Source organism: Paenibacillus sp. YN15, assembly GCF_003285005.1.
Lineage (GTDB): Bacteria > Bacillota > Bacilli > Paenibacillales > NBRC-103111 > Paenibacillus_AR.
Map to the genome: position 1 here is coordinate 22265 of NZ_QMFA01000006.1, position 15763 is coordinate 38027.

At 55.5% G+C, this 15763-nt stretch carries 14 protein-coding genes and 1 riboswitch; of the genes, 7 read left to right on the forward strand and 7 right to left on the reverse strand.

Annotated elements, in window-relative coordinates; genetic code table 11:
* Positions 1-77 precede the first annotated feature (77 nt).
* On the forward strand, positions 78-668 hold the full coding sequence (locus tag DQG13_RS07025) for an AAA family ATPase (protein ID WP_113019046.1): 591 nt from the start codon (positions 78-80) through the stop codon (positions 666-668).
* Between the two features lie 119 nt (positions 669-787).
* On the opposite strand, the gene DQG13_RS07030 is transcribed toward DQG13_RS07025, so the two are convergent.
* The 3 genes from DQG13_RS07030 to DQG13_RS07035 form a co-directional block, all read right to left on the reverse strand.
* On the reverse strand, positions 788-2347 hold the full coding sequence (locus tag DQG13_RS07030; protein WP_113019047.1) for a YifB family Mg chelatase-like AAA ATPase: 1560 nt from the start codon (positions 2345-2347) through the stop codon (positions 788-790).
* Between the two features lie 93 nt (positions 2348-2440).
* Positions 2441-2650, reverse strand: a complete 210-nt coding sequence (locus DQG13_RS30520; RefSeq protein ID WP_146767117.1) for a hypothetical protein — start codon at positions 2648-2650, stop codon at positions 2441-2443.
* A 214-nt stretch (positions 2651-2864) separates the two neighbouring features.
* Positions 2865-3821 (reverse strand): AraC family transcriptional regulator, encoded by a 957-nt coding sequence (locus tag DQG13_RS07035; protein WP_113019048.1) that lies wholly within the window; start codon positions 3819-3821, stop codon positions 2865-2867.
* Between the two features lie 275 nt (positions 3822-4096).
* On the opposite strand from DQG13_RS07035, the gene DQG13_RS07040 reads away from it, so the two are divergent.
* The 3 genes from DQG13_RS07040 to garR are packed head-to-tail and all read left to right on the forward strand — an operon-like array spanning position 4097 to position 6924.
* Positions 4097-5095, forward strand: coding sequence for a sugar phosphate isomerase/epimerase family protein (locus DQG13_RS07040; RefSeq protein WP_181592641.1), 999 nt, complete (start codon positions 4097-4099; stop codon positions 5093-5095).
* Positions 5096-5097: 2 nt separating this feature from the next.
* The gene (dapA, locus tag DQG13_RS07045; RefSeq protein ID WP_113019050.1) at positions 5098-6000 is read left to right on the forward strand and encodes a 4-hydroxy-tetrahydrodipicolinate synthase; all 903 of its coding nucleotides are present in this window, start codon (positions 5098-5100) and stop codon (positions 5998-6000) included.
* A gap of 30 nt (positions 6001-6030) precedes the next feature.
* Positions 6031-6924, forward strand: a complete 894-nt coding sequence (gene garR / locus DQG13_RS07050) for a 2-hydroxy-3-oxopropionate reductase (protein ID WP_113019051.1) — start codon at positions 6031-6033, stop codon at positions 6922-6924.
* A gap of 101 nt (positions 6925-7025) precedes the next feature.
* On the opposite strand, the gene DQG13_RS31435 is transcribed toward garR, so the two are convergent.
* Positions 7026-7160, reverse strand: coding sequence for a hypothetical protein (locus tag DQG13_RS31435; RefSeq protein ID WP_258525503.1), 135 nt, complete (start codon positions 7158-7160; stop codon positions 7026-7028).
* A gap of 231 nt (positions 7161-7391) precedes the next feature.
* Positions 7392-7478: riboswitch (cyclic di-GMP riboswitch) on the forward strand.
* A 69-nt stretch (positions 7479-7547) separates the two neighbouring features.
* On the opposite strand from DQG13_RS31435, the gene DQG13_RS07055 reads away from it, so the two are divergent.
* The 3 genes from DQG13_RS07055 to DQG13_RS07065 are packed head-to-tail and all read left to right on the forward strand — an operon-like array spanning position 7548 to position 13826.
* The gene (locus tag DQG13_RS07055; RefSeq protein WP_258525504.1) at positions 7548-9329 is read left to right on the forward strand and encodes a methyl-accepting chemotaxis protein; all 1782 of its coding nucleotides are present in this window, start codon (positions 7548-7550) and stop codon (positions 9327-9329) included.
* 25 nt (positions 9330-9354) lie between these two features.
* Positions 9355-13119: a non-ribosomal peptide synthetase family protein gene (locus DQG13_RS07060; RefSeq protein WP_113019053.1), complete on the forward strand. Its 3765-nt coding sequence runs from the start codon at positions 9355-9357 to the stop codon at positions 13117-13119.
* A complete protein-coding gene (locus DQG13_RS07065) occupies positions 13116-13826 on the forward strand; it encodes a 4'-phosphopantetheinyl transferase family protein (protein WP_113019054.1) in 711 nt (236 codons plus the stop codon). The genes DQG13_RS07060 and DQG13_RS07065 overlap by 4 nt, the downstream gene beginning before the upstream one ends.
* 30 nt (positions 13827-13856) lie before the next feature.
* On the opposite strand, the gene arsC is transcribed toward DQG13_RS07065, so the two are convergent.
* The 3 genes from arsC to DQG13_RS07080 are packed head-to-tail and all read right to left on the reverse strand — an operon-like array spanning position 13857 to position 15681.
* On the reverse strand, positions 13857-14276 hold the full coding sequence (gene arsC, locus DQG13_RS07070) for an arsenate reductase (thioredoxin) (protein ID WP_113019055.1): 420 nt from the start codon (positions 14274-14276) through the stop codon (positions 13857-13859).
* Positions 14277-14306: 30 nt separating this feature from the next.
* Entirely contained in the window at positions 14307-15368 is a 1062-nt protein-coding gene (arsB, locus tag DQG13_RS07075) for an ACR3 family arsenite efflux transporter (RefSeq protein ID WP_113019056.1), read from the reverse strand.
* Entirely contained in the window at positions 15361-15681 is a 321-nt protein-coding gene (locus DQG13_RS07080; protein WP_113019057.1) for an ArsR/SmtB family transcription factor, read from the reverse strand. Before DQG13_RS07080 ends, arsB begins: the two co-directional genes overlap by 8 nt.
* Between the last annotated feature and the right edge of the window lie 82 nt (positions 15682-15763).

The following is a 15763-nucleotide window of genomic DNA, read 5'->3' on the forward strand; positions in this document are numbered from 1 at the left end:
AATTGACCAGCGGCAGTGTTTCCCGGAGGGGACGCTGCCTTCTTCATTCATCCGACGAGGAAGGAGCGAAAAACAGCATGATTCTATGGATAAACGGAGCGTTCGGCTCCGGCAAAACCACCAGCGCTTATGAATTGCACCGGAGATTGCCCCAATCCTTCGTATACGATCCGGAGAATATCGGCTACTTCCTGTTTAAAAACATGCCGACCCGGCTCCGCTTGAACGATTTTCAGGATTACCCCCAGTGGCGCCTGTTCAATTATGAGATGCTGAAGGAGTTGGCCGCCGGGCATGAAGGGGTGATCCTTGCGCCCATGACGGTGACCAATCCCCAATATTTCGATGAAATCATCGGCAGACTGCGGAGGGAGGGCATCGAGGTCAAGCACTATATCCTGTATGCGGAGCGGGCGACGCTGGAGAAGCGTCTGAACAAACGGCTCCAAAGGGGCGAAACCTGGGCTAAGGCGCAGATTGACCGGTGTCTGCACGCCTTCAACCATGATATTCCCGATGAAAAAATCATCACCGATCATCTAAGCATCGATGCGGTGGTCCAGGAAATTGCCGCAAGAAGCGGATTGACCCTGACTCCGGACAACCGAAGCGCCCTGAAAAAATGGACTGACCGAATCCGCACCCTCATCCGCCATATCCGCAGATAAGCAGCCCTCTTTCGGCTGATCGGGGAGGAATAGGCATTTTGCTGAATCGGCCCAAACGCCAACCCGGTACCGCAGCGGTTTGAAGTCCGCTCCCAAGTTGGCTGGCAAGCGAGTGAGCATCAGCCTTTCTTGTCCAGCTTCCGGTACTGGAGCGCTTCCGCCAGGTGTTTCAGCAGAATCTCGTCGGAGGCTTCCAAATCGGCAATGGTTCTGGCCAGCTTGAGGACACGGTCATGGGCGCGCACACTTAGGCCCATCACCTGGAAGGCGGATGCCAACAGTGCCTCAGCCTCTCCAGTCGGGCGGCAATATTGCCGCAGCGCCCGGCCGCTCAACTCGCCGTTATACCGGTAAGGCGATCCCTTATAGCGGCGTTCCTGGATGCGCCGGGCTTCCATAACCTGGGCCTTCATCTCTTGTGAGGATAAATGCCGGTCGGTATCCGAGAAAGCCAGATCCTCGTAACGGGTCCGCGGCACCTCCACATGAAGATCAATCCGGTCCAGCAGAGGCCCGGATATCCGGGAACGGTACTGCGCAATCTTGAGCGGCGAGCAGGTGCAAACCTCAGTGGCCGACTCTACTCCGAAAAAACCGCAAGGACATGGATTCATGGAGGCCGTCAGCAAAAAATGGGCGGGATACGTATAAGTCGCCCGAGCGCGCCCAATGGTGACCTTCCGGTCCTCCAGGGGTTGGCGCATGGCCTCCAGGGACAAACGGCTGAACTCCGGCAGCTCATCGAGAAACAGTACGCCGTGATGGGCCAGGCTGATCTCCCCCGGCTTGGGGATGGAGCCTCCGCCGGCCAGGCCGCTGGGAGAGACCGTATGGTGCGGGGAGCGGAAGGGCCGCAGCCGCAAGAGCTGGCCCCGGTCTGTCAGCTTGCCTGCCACACTGTAGATTTTGGTGACCTCCAGCGCCTCCTCGTCATCCATCTCCGGCAGGATAGTGGGAAGCCGCCGCATCAGCATGGTTTTGCCCGTGCCCGGCGGCCCGATAAACAGCAGATTATGCTTCCCGGAGGCGGCAATGACCAACGCCCGTTTGGCCTGGTGCTGGCCGCATACATCGGCGTAGTCCTCTCCCGCATGCATTGCGCTGCCGCAGTCTGCCGATCCGCCCGCCGCCGAAGGCTCGTCTGCTTCTTCCATATCTCTCCAGGAGCGGGTCAACACAAGGGGATCGGCCAGCTCCCGCAGCTCCTTCACGGTCACTACCTCCAATTGCCCCACCAGATTAGCCTCCCTTGCATTTTCCAAAGGCAGCACCACCCGCTTCAATCCCTGACGGGCAGCCTGATGCACCATGGACAGCACGCCGGAAACCGGCCGCAGGGTGCCGTCCAACGCCAGTTCCCCGATCCATAGTGTATGGGCCGCATCCTCAAGCCGGATTTGCCCGCTGGCCTCCAGAATCCCCGCTGCAATGGCCAAGTCAAAGGCCGACCCCTCCTTGCGCACATCCGCCGGGGCCAAATTAACGGTAATCCGCTCCATCGGATAAGTAAACCCGCTGTTGCGGATGGCCGCCCGCACCCGTTCCGTAGACTCCCGGATAGCGCTGTCAGGCAGCCCCACCACCTGAAAAAAGGGCAACCCATTGGCAATATCCGTTTCCACTTCCACCAACACACCGTCAATCCCGGCCACACAAGCGCTCATTAATTTTCCGTACACGCAAAAAACACCTCCCGGACTTTACCGCATTGCGCCTTGTAGCGCAGCTGCATGAAGTCGGCAAGAGGTGCTTCCATCATTGACCGTTTGGCCTTATCTTACCGCAGCCGCCGCGGAATGTAAATATAGCCCAGTTGTTTTTTTCTTACTGCATTCGGGCCGGGCTATCCTGCAAAAGTGCATCTGTTTTTCGCTGAAACCACCAAACGGATGAAATTCTCCGGAAATAAATGCACTTTTTGCATTTTGACTCCCTATCCAGGAAGTTAAGCTGCAAAATAAATGTACTTTTGCATTTGCCATTCGCTTTTCCCTCCCAAAACATGGGCAGCATGTTCACATCAAGCTGGTTTTGGCCGCTGTGAAGGCTGGGGAGACAGCCCCGGCCATTTTCCTCTCAGTCGCCTGGAGCGGAAACTCATGGAGATTCCAAGACACTTGCCCTGTGGCTCGGCCGAAGCTCTTGGCTGCAGAAGGGCAGAGCCGCAACCCCATCCACGGGCGTCTGCTGCGCCGCCTACTGCTTGTGGTGGCGGGTGGCTACCCGGTGGAGATACTGGTGGATGTGGCGGTCCACACTTTCATGGTTTACGCATTCCTTGCGGAATTGGCTGGGGGGCAGCCCCATCTCCTGATTGAACACCCGGGTTAAATACTGCACGCTCTCAAAGCCGGTTTCCTCCGCGATCTGCTTCAGCGGCACATCCGTACAGCCCAGCAGGTAGGCCACCCGCTTCACCCGCTCCGTCCGCACCACAGAGGGGAAGGACTGTCCCAGCTCATCGGCCAGCAGCCGGGAGAGCTGCCGTTCGGACAGGTGGATGCTGCGGGCGGCGTCCTGCAGTTTTATTTTCCAGGATAAATGGGAATGGATATATTCCATGATCTGCTTCAGGGTCCCCTGACAATCAGGGGAAAGGTCCGCTGGAGCGCTTGCGCTGCCGGATAGACAATGCTGGTGAAAGTAAGACACGCAGCCCACCAGCAGGGAATAGGCCAGCAAGCCCACAGACTCGGCGTCCCAGGTTTCATAATCGGCTGCCTGAAGGAGCAGAGCTTGCCAGAGGAGCGCCGGCGGACTCATCTCCGCATGGGGCAGGAACAGATGAGGGTACAGACAAAGCTTGGCAAACTGCCGGTTAAAGGCCTCGCTGCAGGCCGCCTGGTCATGCTCCAGCGCCACAAACAAGAGCTGCATCCCTTCGTCGCTGCGGATAAAGTGGCGGCTCCCCGGCTTGGAGCAATATAAGGTTCCCGCCTCCAGAGGATAGGTGATCCCGTCATGGAAATAGGTGCCCTTTCCTTGAAGCACATAGCAAAACTCGAAGAATGAATGGCTGTGGGGGGAATTTCCTTTATGCTCCGGCTTGGCTCCCCAGTAGTGGACATAAAAAGAAGCGGAGGCTCCCTTCAGATGTGTCAGATGCCGGTTTAGAAGCAGATTGCTCTTGCTGAAGATGTTGGGATTCCACATGGCGTTCCTCCACTCCTCCACTGCGGCGCCTGTTTTGGGACCTGCCGGACTGCCCGGTTAGCCGTTCCTGCAGACAATCGCCGCATATCGGGCCGCTTCATTTTACTTTACCTGTGCTCCCCGCCTGTTGTAAAGGGCCCCTTCCCCTCGGGGATGCCGGAAAAATATAAAGAAGCGGCAGGTTTTTGCAAAGACGAAGCGGCAGACCTCCTTTACAATCAAAGGGAAGGCAAAATGCGTGTACATATTTATAAGAATCGGAGGAATGCAACGTGATGAAGGTATCGATTGCGGTTGGCAGCTGTGATTTGGCCGATAACGATCTGAAGCAGCTAAGCCAGTTGGGCGTGGATTGCGTGGATTTGAAGCATGGCAACGCCCTGCCCGGCGTAAAGGAGCAGGGGTATCCGGATTTGGACGGCTTGCTGCGGCTGAAGCGGAGAATCCGTTCCTACGGGATGGAGATCAACCGGGTGACCCTTCCGGATCTGTCCAAGGACTTTATGTCCGGCCAGCCGGGTTCGGAGGCGGAGCTGGAAAATGCGGTTCAAGCCATGCGGGTGTTTGGGGAAGCGGGCCTTACCTTGGCGCGCCAGCGGCTGTCGGGGGATGTATTTCCGTATATGTCCCAATGCTATATGGCCCAGCATAGGGGAGGGGCCGGCGCCCGCGGGGAGGCCTTGGTTTGCAGCCCCGCCGAGTTCCCGCCTGCGGCGGAGCAGATGGAGGAGTGGTGGGAGCGGTTTATACTGGCCTTCGGCAGGCTGGTGCCGGTGGCGGAGGAGTATAATATGAATCTGGCGGTGCATCCGTCGGACACGCCGCATTTTCATACTCCCTTTGCCGGGCCGGGGCTTCACCGGGTGATCGACGCCTTTCCCAGCCGCAATGTGGGCTATGTCTATTGTGTGGGAACCCGCGGCGAAGCCGGCGGCACTCCGCTGGTGCTGGATGAAATACATGAATACGGCCGGAAGAACCGGATTTTTCTGGTTCATCTGCGCAATGTGAGAGGCAGTCTGGCAACTGCGGGAGCCTTTGAGGAATCCCTGCTGGATGACGGACACATGAATCTGCCCAAAATTCTGCTGGCTCTCCACAAGGTTGGCTACAACGGCTGCATCAATCCTGACCATATCACCAATCTGCAGATGGATCGGGTTTACCGCCAGGGCGGACATGAGGGACTGGAGTGGGTAGCCTGGTCCTATTCCATCGGATATGTGAAGGCATTGCTGGCATCCCTGGCAGAATTCTGCGGAGAGCGGTGGTAAAGATGGATACGGCATTTATCCGCGGAGTGATTCCTCCGATTGTGACGCCGATTGATGATGAGGAACGGGTGGAGGAGGCCGGGCTGCGCCGGATAGTGGATTATGTCATCCGCGGGGGAGTTCACGGCATTCTGGCCATGGGAAGCAACGGGGAATTTTTCGGACTGGAATTTGAGGAGCAAGAGCGGGCCTTGTCCATCATTCTGGATCAGGCGGCCGGGCGGGTTCCGGTTTATATGGGCATCGGGGCGATTGCAACCCGGGCCTGCGTGAAGACTGCGCAGATGGCCGAGCGGGCGGGGGCGCAAGCCATTACCATTCTGCCTCCCATGTTTCTGACGCCCAACGAGGAGGAGCTGTTCCTGCACTTCAAGACGGTAGCGGAAAGCGTCCGGCTTCCCGTTCTGCTGTACAATAATCCCGACAAGGTAAAAAACAATATCTCTGTCAAGCTGCTCCTGCGCCTGGCCGAAATTCCCAATATTGTGGGCATGAAGGACAGCAGCGGGGATATGACCCTGATGGCGGAGTACCTGCGGCTGACCCGGGACAAGGATTTTAAGATTTTTGCCGGGCGGGACGTCATGATTCTCGGTTCCATGGCCTACGGCGCCGTGGGCTGCGTCGCATCCACGGCCAATGTGGTTCCGGAGCTGGTGGTGGAGATATACGACAAATGGATGGCGGGCGATCTGGAAGGCGCCAGGGAGGCCCAGTTTAAGCTCAATCCCTTCCGGATGGCGTTTAACCTGGCCAGCTTCCCCGTGGCCACCAAGGATGCCTGCAATCTCATCGGCTTGGCCGCCGGCTCCTCCATCAAGCCGAACCTGCGCAGCTCCGATGCGGTGCTGGAGCAGATGAAAACCATCCTGACGGAGCTGGGGTACATTAAGAATGGCTGTTGACCGGGAATCTCTCAAGGAGGTCATAGGACAATGAAGAAGCTTGGATTTATCGGACTGGGCATTATGGGCAGGCCCATGTGCCTGAATTTGCTGAAGGCGGGTTACGAGGTAGTGGTGCTTAACCGCAATCACGCCGCATTGGAGGAAGCCAAGGCGGCCGGGGCATCCGTGGGCGCCACGCCCAAGGCCATTGCGGAGCAGGTGGACGCCGTTATCACCATGCTCCCCAACTCTCCCCATGTGAAGGAAGTGGTGCTGGGACCGGACGGCGTAATCGAAGGCGCCGCACCGGGCCTGACGGTGATTGACATGAGCTCCATCTCGCCCTTGGTGAGCCGGGAAATTTCCGGAGAGCTTGCCCATAAGGGTGTGCACATGCTGGACGCGCCTGTCAGCGGAGGCGAGCCCAAGGCCATCGACGGTACGCTGTCCGTGATGGCCGGCGGCGAACGGGCCGTATTCGACGAGTGGTACGGTACGATGAAGGCCATGGCAAGCTCCGTGGTGTACACCGGCGGAATCGGCGCGGGGAATATTACCAAGCTTGCCAATCAGGTCATCGTGGCCTTGAACATCGCAGCCATGTCGGAAGCCCTGACCCTTGCCACCAAGGCGGGTGTGGAGCCGGAGCTGGTCTACCAGGCCATTCGCGGCGGGCTGGCGGGAAGCGCCGTGCTGGACGCCAAGGCCCCGCTGGTCATGGACCGCAGGTTCAATCCCGGCTTCCGCATCAATCTGCACATCAAGGATTTGACCAATGCCTTGGATACAGCTCATGAAATCGGCGTGTCTCTGCCCCTGACTGCCTCGGTAATGGAAATGATGCAGGCGCTCTCGGCGGACGGCTTGGGGGAGTCGGACCATTCCGCCCTGATCCGGCATTATGAGCAGTTGTCCCAGGTAGAGGTCACCCGGCGGCAATAAGCGGTCAACCGCCGATGCAGCCTGGCGTCAGCCGAAAAACTAAACCGTTTCCCGGACAAATGGGAGTGGCCCTCCACTCTCCATTTCCGGCAGGAACGGTTTTATTTATGAGCTGCCCTTTGCTGTTTTTTGTTCAGAAAGGTGCGCATTTCCTCCAGCAGGTCGGTTAACTCCTTTTGCAGGGAATGAAGCTCCGTGTAGTCTGCCGCTTCCGTACGCTCCAGTTGTTCGATCATATTTGACACCACGCTTCCTTAGTTTTTATGATTTTAGCATTTCATTATTAAAAGAGATGGTGTATTATGTCATTTATATGTTAAATTGTTGCATCCCTTCATTTACTTGCAAGGCATAGGACTAGCAGATGAGGCGTTGTGACCAAAATGTTTCTATAATACATATTTTAAGTAAAAATATTGCGTTAATTGTCGAGTGGTGGTAAGTTATTGTAGTAGGAATGAAATTAAACTATATAATGGCAAAACTGCTGAAAAGTAGTGACGCAAAGCTATAGGGGCTTATCCCGGAACAGGGAATGCCAGCCAGTTGCAAAAAATTGGTGATCTATGGTTTTTTTGCGCATAGATCACCTTTTTTTGAAGACCAGCAAAGGAGAGAGAACAGTGGAAGCTAACGAGAAAGGAATCAGTTGGAGTTTTTTCGGCAAGCTGCGCCCCAGGAGCATCATGACCCGGAATATGATGCTCACCAGTCTGTACATCATCTTGACAGGGGCAGTGTTGATTGCGTACAGCTATTACATTCAAGGGGATGTGCTGGTGAAGCAGCTGCACTCGGAGTCCGGGAAAATTATGGAAAAGTGGGCGGGCGATCTGCCTCTGGAGGAGGTGGCTGCCGCCAAAGGAAGCATCGACCCCACGTCCGATATCCAGAAGAAAATTACCCAATTCTTCGATGATTTGTCCAGCACGCATCCCAATATTGCCCAGGGGTATATCTTCGGTCCCGAATTGGTGGACGACAACAAAACCAGCATGATCGCTTTCCCTACGGCTGTTCTGCAGATGTTCGAAGAAGCGGGCCTGAAGCTGGGGGATTATTACGAGCAGCCGGACATTCATGTAGCGGGTGTAAAAAAGATGCTGGAGACCAAGGAGTTAACCTTCACCTCCTCCTACAAGGATGATTACGGAACCTGGGTTACGGTGCTTCACCCTTATCTGGATGCCAGCGGAAACGTAATTGCTTATATGGGAATGGATGTGGACGCCTCTCTGGTTATGCAAGGCAAAAGCGAATTGCTGAAGAATACGCTGCTTGCCCTTCTTATTACTCTGCTTGTGGTGCTTTCCTTGCAATACATAACCAACCGAAAAACATTCGCTCCGGTGAAAGAACTGATGAACGCACTGGAGAAGCTGAGCAGGGGGGATTTTAACGTCCAGTTGAAGGAAGGCGGAGACGAGCTGGGTCAGGTCAACGCCAAATTTAATACCACCATCGTGACCATTAACAATCTGATCTCAACCATGAAGGCTGTTTCGTCAGCGTCGGCAGATGAATCCAAGGTACTGTTCTCCACTGTTGAGCTGAACAATGCCGATACGGCAGTCATCACCAAAAGCATGGAGGAGCTGTCGGAGAGAACGGTTGTGCAGAATACCACCATCTCGGAAAGTGTCACCTCCCTGGAGGAAATCACCAGCGGCGTCAATGCAATTGCCGACAATGCCTCGGAGCTGGCGGAAACCTCCCTCCAGATGAAGCTTCAATCGGAGCAGGGCAATACCAATATGGAGCAGGTCGTCAGCCAAATGAACTCCATCAACACGTCAGTCAAGGATTCCGTGCGGATTATTGAGAAGCTGCAAATCCGCTCCGATGAAATTGAGCAGATTGTCCAGCTGATTACCCAGATCGCCACGCAAACCAATCTGTTGTCCCTCAATGCCAGCATCGAGGCGGCCCGTGCAGGCGAGAATGGCCGTGGCTTTGCAGTAGTAGCCAACGAAGTGAAGAAGCTTGCGGAGCAATCCAAACAATCCGCCGACCAGATTGCCATGCTGATCCGCACCATCCAGGAGGAAACCTCCCAGGCTGTTTCGGCAATTTCATTGGGCGAGCAGAATGTGGAGAAGGGAATCGAGATTGTTAAGGAGACAGGAATGCTGTTCAACAACATCTACATTGCCACAGATTCTGTCACCAGCCAAATTCAGGAGGTATCTGCGGCTACGGAGGAGATGGTGGCCGTTTCGGAGCAGATAACCGCCTCCTTCAAACAGCTTGCGGCAATGTCCGAACAGAACTCCGAGGTTACGGAGGCGATCAAGCTGAAGGCCCAGGCCCAGCAGGCCTCCTTCTCCAGAATTGTGCAATCTGCGGAGCAATTAAATGAAGTATCCTCACAGCTGGAGAATCTTGTTGTTGACTTGGTTGTATAAATCATAGACAAGTGGGAGCTAAGCGATGAGTACTGTACTGGATATAGAGAAGCAAAAAGAGTATTGGAGAGAAGAACTGAGAGGCGTTTCCCAGGAGCTCCCCTTAAGCCCGGATGCCGTATTGCCCTCCGGCATGGACAGAGAGCTTGCCGTTTGCTCATGCCCGCTTGAGGTGGACCTGCGCCAGGCCCGGCGGGTTGGCCTGAGCTATAATTTGGATGCTGTTTTTCTGGCTTGTTACCTGGGTTTCCTTCACCGGATGGGGAATGAAACGGATCTGTTGGTCGGCTGCGCGTCCGGGGAGGGCCGTCTGCTGCCCCTGCGGATCGAATGCTCCAGCGGGGACAGCATTGCCCAACTGATCGGCAGAATCAGCAGCAAGCTGACAGGGGCGCTGGACAATCTGCCGGATGCGGCTCTTATCCGGGAGATATTGGACAATCCTTTGGCGCTTCCCTGCACGTATGGACAGCCGTCCCAGTCGGCAGAGAGCCTGCTCCACTGGTCGGTATACCAGAATGGGGAAGGGTGGCAGCTCCAGGCGGCTTATGACCGCCGCAGCTTCCGCAAGGAAACGGTGCTGCGCTTCATGGACTGCTATCAGGCGGTAGTGGACGCTGCTGTCCAAGATATTCATGCGGCTGTGGGCAGCATCCCCATTACCAACGCTCAGGATTCGCTGGCCTATGAGGCTCTGAACCGCACCTATTGCCCCCTGCCGCAGGAGCTTACTGTGGTTGACCGCTTCGCTGCCATCGCACAGACGCATTCCGGGCATACCGCCCTTTCCTCCGATGGGGAGCTTGTCTCCTATGAGGAGCTTGATTGCAGATCCAATCAGCTGGCCAGGCTGCTGCTGGCCAACGGATTGAAGCGGGGCGGCTTTGTCTGCATCTTCATGGAGCGCAGCATAGAAACCATTATTAGTATGCTGGGAGTGCTCAAGGCGGGAGGAGCTTATATTCCTCTGGACCCTGAGCATCCCCAGGACCGCAACGGCTACATTATCGCAGATACCGCCTCCCGGTTCATTCTGACTAAATCGGGATTGCTCCCGAAGGTGCAGGCGCTGCTTGCCGGAGCCGCCGCCTCGGCTGAAGCGTTCAGCCAGCCGGCTATCCTGCAGGTGGATCAGGAACTGAACGCTTATGGGCGGGAGCCGCTCCCTTCCGTTGCGGAACCGGATGATCTGGCCTATGTGATCTATACCTCGGGCTCAACCGGCAAACCCAAGGGGGCGCTTATTGCCCATAAGGGAGTTGTGAATCTGGCTATGGCCATCAAGCAGGATCTTGGCCTTACCGGCGAAGATATTTTGCTGCAATACTCCACCTTCAGCTTTGATGCTTCCGTATACGATATTTTCGGTTCCCTGCTGAACGGGTGCCGGCTCCACCTGCTTGGCAGCGAGCAGCGCCTGTCCATTGATGCCTTTACAGAGGCGGTGGAAAACACGGGGGCAACCCGGATTTCCATTCTGCCTACCGTGTTCTTCAATCAGCTGGCCGCTTATGTGTCCGCCGAAGCGGCTCCCAAGTACCGCCGGATCAAGAGCCTGGTTGTAGGCGGAGAAGCGCTGGCGGGGGAAATCGTGCGCCAATTCCAGCATAAGCTGGGCTGTGACATTCGCATCGTCAACGCATACGGCCCCACGGAATGCACAGTGGCGGCCACCACCTATACCATTACCCGGCCTGTGCCGGAGCAGGTGGCCACCATCTGCATCGGCAGACCGCTGGCCAACTATGAAGTCTACATTGTGAATCCCGGCAATCTTTTGTGCCCGGTGGGCGTAACAGGGGAGCTGTTGATCAGCTCCGTGGGAGTGGGCAAGGGATATCTGAACCAGCCGGATAAAACCGCCGAGGCCTTCATTCCCGATCCGGTCTCTCCGGAATCCGGGAAAACCTTCTACCGGTCCGGGGATTTGGCCAGATTGACCAAGGACGGCTTCCTGGAATATATGGGCAGGAAGGATTCCCAGGTCAAGATCAGGGGCTACCGCATTGAAATTGGCGAGATTGAGGACAATCTGGCCAAGCATGGGGCACTGAAGGATGCGGCTGTGATTGTGGCAGCCGATGCCGCCGGCGGGAAAAGCCTGGCTGCGTTTTATACCACCACCTCCGGGGCTGCAGTTCCCAAAGCAGAGCTGGTCCGCTTCCTGGGGAGCAAGGTGCCGGCGTATATGGTGCCGGAGCATTTCCAATGGCTGGAGCGGATGCCGGTGATGCCGTCAGGCAAAATAGACCGCAAAGCGCTGGCTGCCCTGGCCATCCAGCCGGATGCGGAGCCCCGGGAGGGTTATGCTCCCCCGGAAAGTCCGCTGGAGCGGGAGGTATGCGCTGCCTGGGAGAAGGCGCTGCACCGCTCCAACATCGGAATTGCGGACAATTTCTTCGAGCTTGGCGGCCATTCCCTGAAGGTGCTGGAAATTCTGGCCATCCTCAAGCCCGGCTATCCCAAGCTGAGGATCAATGACTTCTTCCAATATCCTACAGTGGAGCAATTGGCGTCCAGAATCGGCTATTTGCAGGCAGAGGAGACGGCCTGTGCCGGGACCGAATGGACAAGCCCGCAGACGGTCAGGGAATTGGCCGAGCATCCCGCACAATTTCAGGGTCCCATCGACCGGAGCAGGGTTTATCCCCAGGAGCATATCCTGCTGACGGGGGCAACCGGATTTTTGGGGTCCCATCTCCTGTATGAGCTGCTCCACCGTTCCAAAGCGGTTATTTATTGCCTCATCCGCCCCCATGCCCATTATCCTGATCCCATGACCCGGCTTACGGAGGTTATGGCCCGGTATTACGGCAGCGGAATCGGCGCCCTTCTAAAGGACAGGGCGGTGATAATTGAAGGGGACCTGGAGCAAGAGGACCTGGGCCTGCGGCCCGCCGACCGGCGTTTGCTGGAGGAGCAGGTGGACTGCATCATGCACTGCGCAGCCGAAGTCAAGCATTTCGGGGATGCGGAATATTTTTCCAGAGTCAATACCGCCAGCACGGAGCGTCTATTGGAGCTGGCCCGGCGCAATCCGCAGATCCGCTTTCATTATATCTCCACCCTGGGCATTCCCGAGGAGCTGGCGTTGAGCGGGCAGTGGGAGGCTTTTACGGACAGCGCCGCCTATCCCGCGGAAGCATATGTGGAGAATGTGTATACCCAGAGCAAGCTGGAGGCGGAGCGGAGTGTCATACTGGCCTGTGAGAAGCATGGGATGCCGGTGACAGTATACCGGGTAGGCAATCTGTGCTGCCGCTCGGACAACGGCTTGTTCCAGTCCAATATTGACAATAATGCCTTTTACCGGATGCTGAAGGCCATGATTCTTCTGGGAGTCGCCCCCCGGGCGCACTGCCATGTGGATATTACCCCGGTGGATTACGCGGGCAGCGCCATAGCGGCGCTGGCGCAACGGCAGGGCAGCCTGGGCGGGATGTTCCATATTTGCAATCCCGTCCAGCTGTCTTATGAGGAGCTGGTCGGTTATTTTCAGGCTTACGGTTATAAGATCCGCTTTATGGAGCTTGATGAATACGAGGGGTGGCTGCTGGATGCGGGGGCGCCCAAGGATGAGGAGGGCCTGAAGCTGGCTATGGCCCAGCTGGAAGGAGATGGGGCCAAACACTCCAACTGGAGATTCTCCTGCGCCCGCACCTCCCCGTATCTGGAGGAAGCCCGGATATTCTGCAGGAAGCCGGACAGTGAATTGTTGGAAAAGCTGATCAAATATGCGGTAAGCATCGGCTATTTCCGCCGGCCGGTGGAGGCGGGCAGCCGCGGGTGAGCAGAGGCTGGCTGTATGTGATCCGCACCCGCGGAGAGATCGACGAGGAGTTTTTCCGTTCCATTCTGCCGCGGCAGGAATGGGCGGGAGTGTGGAGGTACAAGAACCGGCAGGACCGTCTGAACAGTCTTGCCGGTCTTCTTGCGGCCAAGGTGATGCTGGCCCCGTACTGCCGTCCTTTGCCGGCCATACAGCGGACGGCATTCGGCAGACCTTATGTGGAGGCTCCGGGGTGGAGCGGCGATTTCAGTCTGGCCCATTCGGACGGCTTGGCGGTCTGCGCCCTGCTTCCTGCGGGCAGGGTCGGGGTCGATGTGGAGAGAATCCGCCCCATTGACCCTGAGACGGCGCGTTATTGCCTGGCCGATGCCGAATGGAGATTATGGAAGGAAGAGCAGGACTCCCGCCTGCGGCAGGAGCTGTTCCACCGGTATTGGACGCTGAAGGAGGCCTGCATCAAGCTGCAGGGAACGGGAATGGGACAAATTGCGCCGGACAGTCTCCGGTTTGAGCTTCATGATGACGGCTCGGCAGCTCTTCATCCGCCTGCGCCGCTTTGGTTCCGCAGCTGGAGGATTGAAGACGAATATGCGCTGTCCGTTTGCGCAACAGGCGGGCTGCCCGGCCAGCCGTATGTAATTATGGATATGGAGGAGCTTATCGGGGAGTTTCCGGAGTTATATCCCCGTTCCGCGAAAGGGAAATAAAGCAACAGCCTCGCCCCGTTTGGCTGGAGCTCATTTTCCTTCTTGCACAAAAATTTCTATACGGGCCTTAATGGCATTGCGGACCTCACGAAACACAGCCATGATCTCTTCTTCGGAGCCTGCGGCTTTTGCAGGATCATCAAAGCCCCAATGCCATTTCGTCACCCTATTATTGGCAATGACGGGGCAATGCTCATCTGCATGACCGCAGAGGGTAATGACATACTCGGACCGGTTCAGAATTTCCGGATCAATGACATCGGAAGTGTGGCTGCTGATGTCAATACCAACCTCATTCATAGCTTTGACAGCCCGGGGATTCAAGCCGTGGGCTTCTAAGCCTGCGCTCTTTACCTCGTACTTATCGCCTCCCATCGCCTTTAGAAAACCGTCTGCAATTTGGCTTCTGCAGGAATTGCCGGTACAGAGAAAATACACGAGTTGTTTCATAGTATGAACTGCTCCTCTATATAAGATTTTTTAGCGTGGGGTTGCTTCCTTTGCCGTAAAATACTTGCGTTGGAATCGGAGGGCCACATTTACCAAGGCGATCATAACGGGTACCTCTACCAAAGGACCAATAACGGCTGCAAACGCTGCACCTGAGTGAATGCCAAACACACCAACGGCCACAGCGATGGCCAGTTCAAAATTATTGCTTGCGGCCGTAAAGGCGAGGGTGGAGGTGACAGGGTAATTTGCACCGAACTTCCTGCCCATGAAGAACGAAATTAGAAACATCACAACAAAATAAATCAACAGTGGGATCGCAATACGTACTGCATCCAACGGAAGCTCCAGTATCATGTCTCCTTTCAGGGAGAACATGACGACAATCGTAAACAGGAGCGCAATCAAGGTCAAGGGGCTTATTTTGGGAACGAAGGTTTTTTCATACCAGGTTTTGCTTTTCATTCTTGTCAATGTAAACCGGGTCAGTATCCCGGCGATAAAGGGGATGCCCAAATAGATAAGCACACTTTTGGCCACTTCCCACATGGTTATATGGACGACCGTTCCTTGAAGACCAAACCAATTGGGCAATAGTGTAATGAACATATAGGCATATACCGAGTAGAACAACACCTGGAAGATGGAATTGAAGGCGACAAGCCCCGCGGCGTATTCGGAATCGCCCCGGCACAGGTCATTCCAGACAATGACCATGGCAATACAACGGGCCAGGCCGATCATGATCAGCCCCACCATATATTGCGGATAGTCTCTCAAGAAAATAAGAGCCAGGGCAAACATAAGCACTGGGCCAATCACCCAATTTTGGACCAAGGATAAGGTTAATACGCGCCCATTTCTAAAAACATGCCCCAGTTCTTCATACCGGACCTTGGCCAGCGGGGGATACATCATGATAATTAGCCCGACTGCGAGAGGGATAGATGTAGTTCCAATTTGCAATACATGTAAACCTTCAACTAAAGAGGGGAAGAGGCTTCCCAGCAGGATACCTGCTGTCATAGCCATGAAAATCCAGAGGGTCAGGTATCTGTCCAGAAAGGACAACCTCCTGTTGCTTTCACTCACTGCATTTCACTCCTTTGCAGGCTAGCTCCAGTTTATCCTTTTGAGAAGGGAGAGCCGCCAATAATTCCATTAAGTAGGGTTTCTCGGCCAAATCTAAGGAATAATAAATCCATTGCCCTCTCCTGGATTCCTTAACCAGCTTCCCATCCTTCAGTTTGCGCATATGCTGGCTGACATTGGGCTGGCTGGTTTGCAACAATTCCGCAAGCTCGCAGACACAGCATTCCCGCTCCTTTAAGATGGAGAGGATTGTAAGCCGTGTTTTATCCCCGGCTAATTTCAGTTCATCCGCCAACTGCTCAATGGAAGGCATATTGAAATCTCCTTTCAGTGTGAATGAAATGCCCTTGCATGACAAATTATATTCGTCAATCATTATATAAGCAATTAATTAT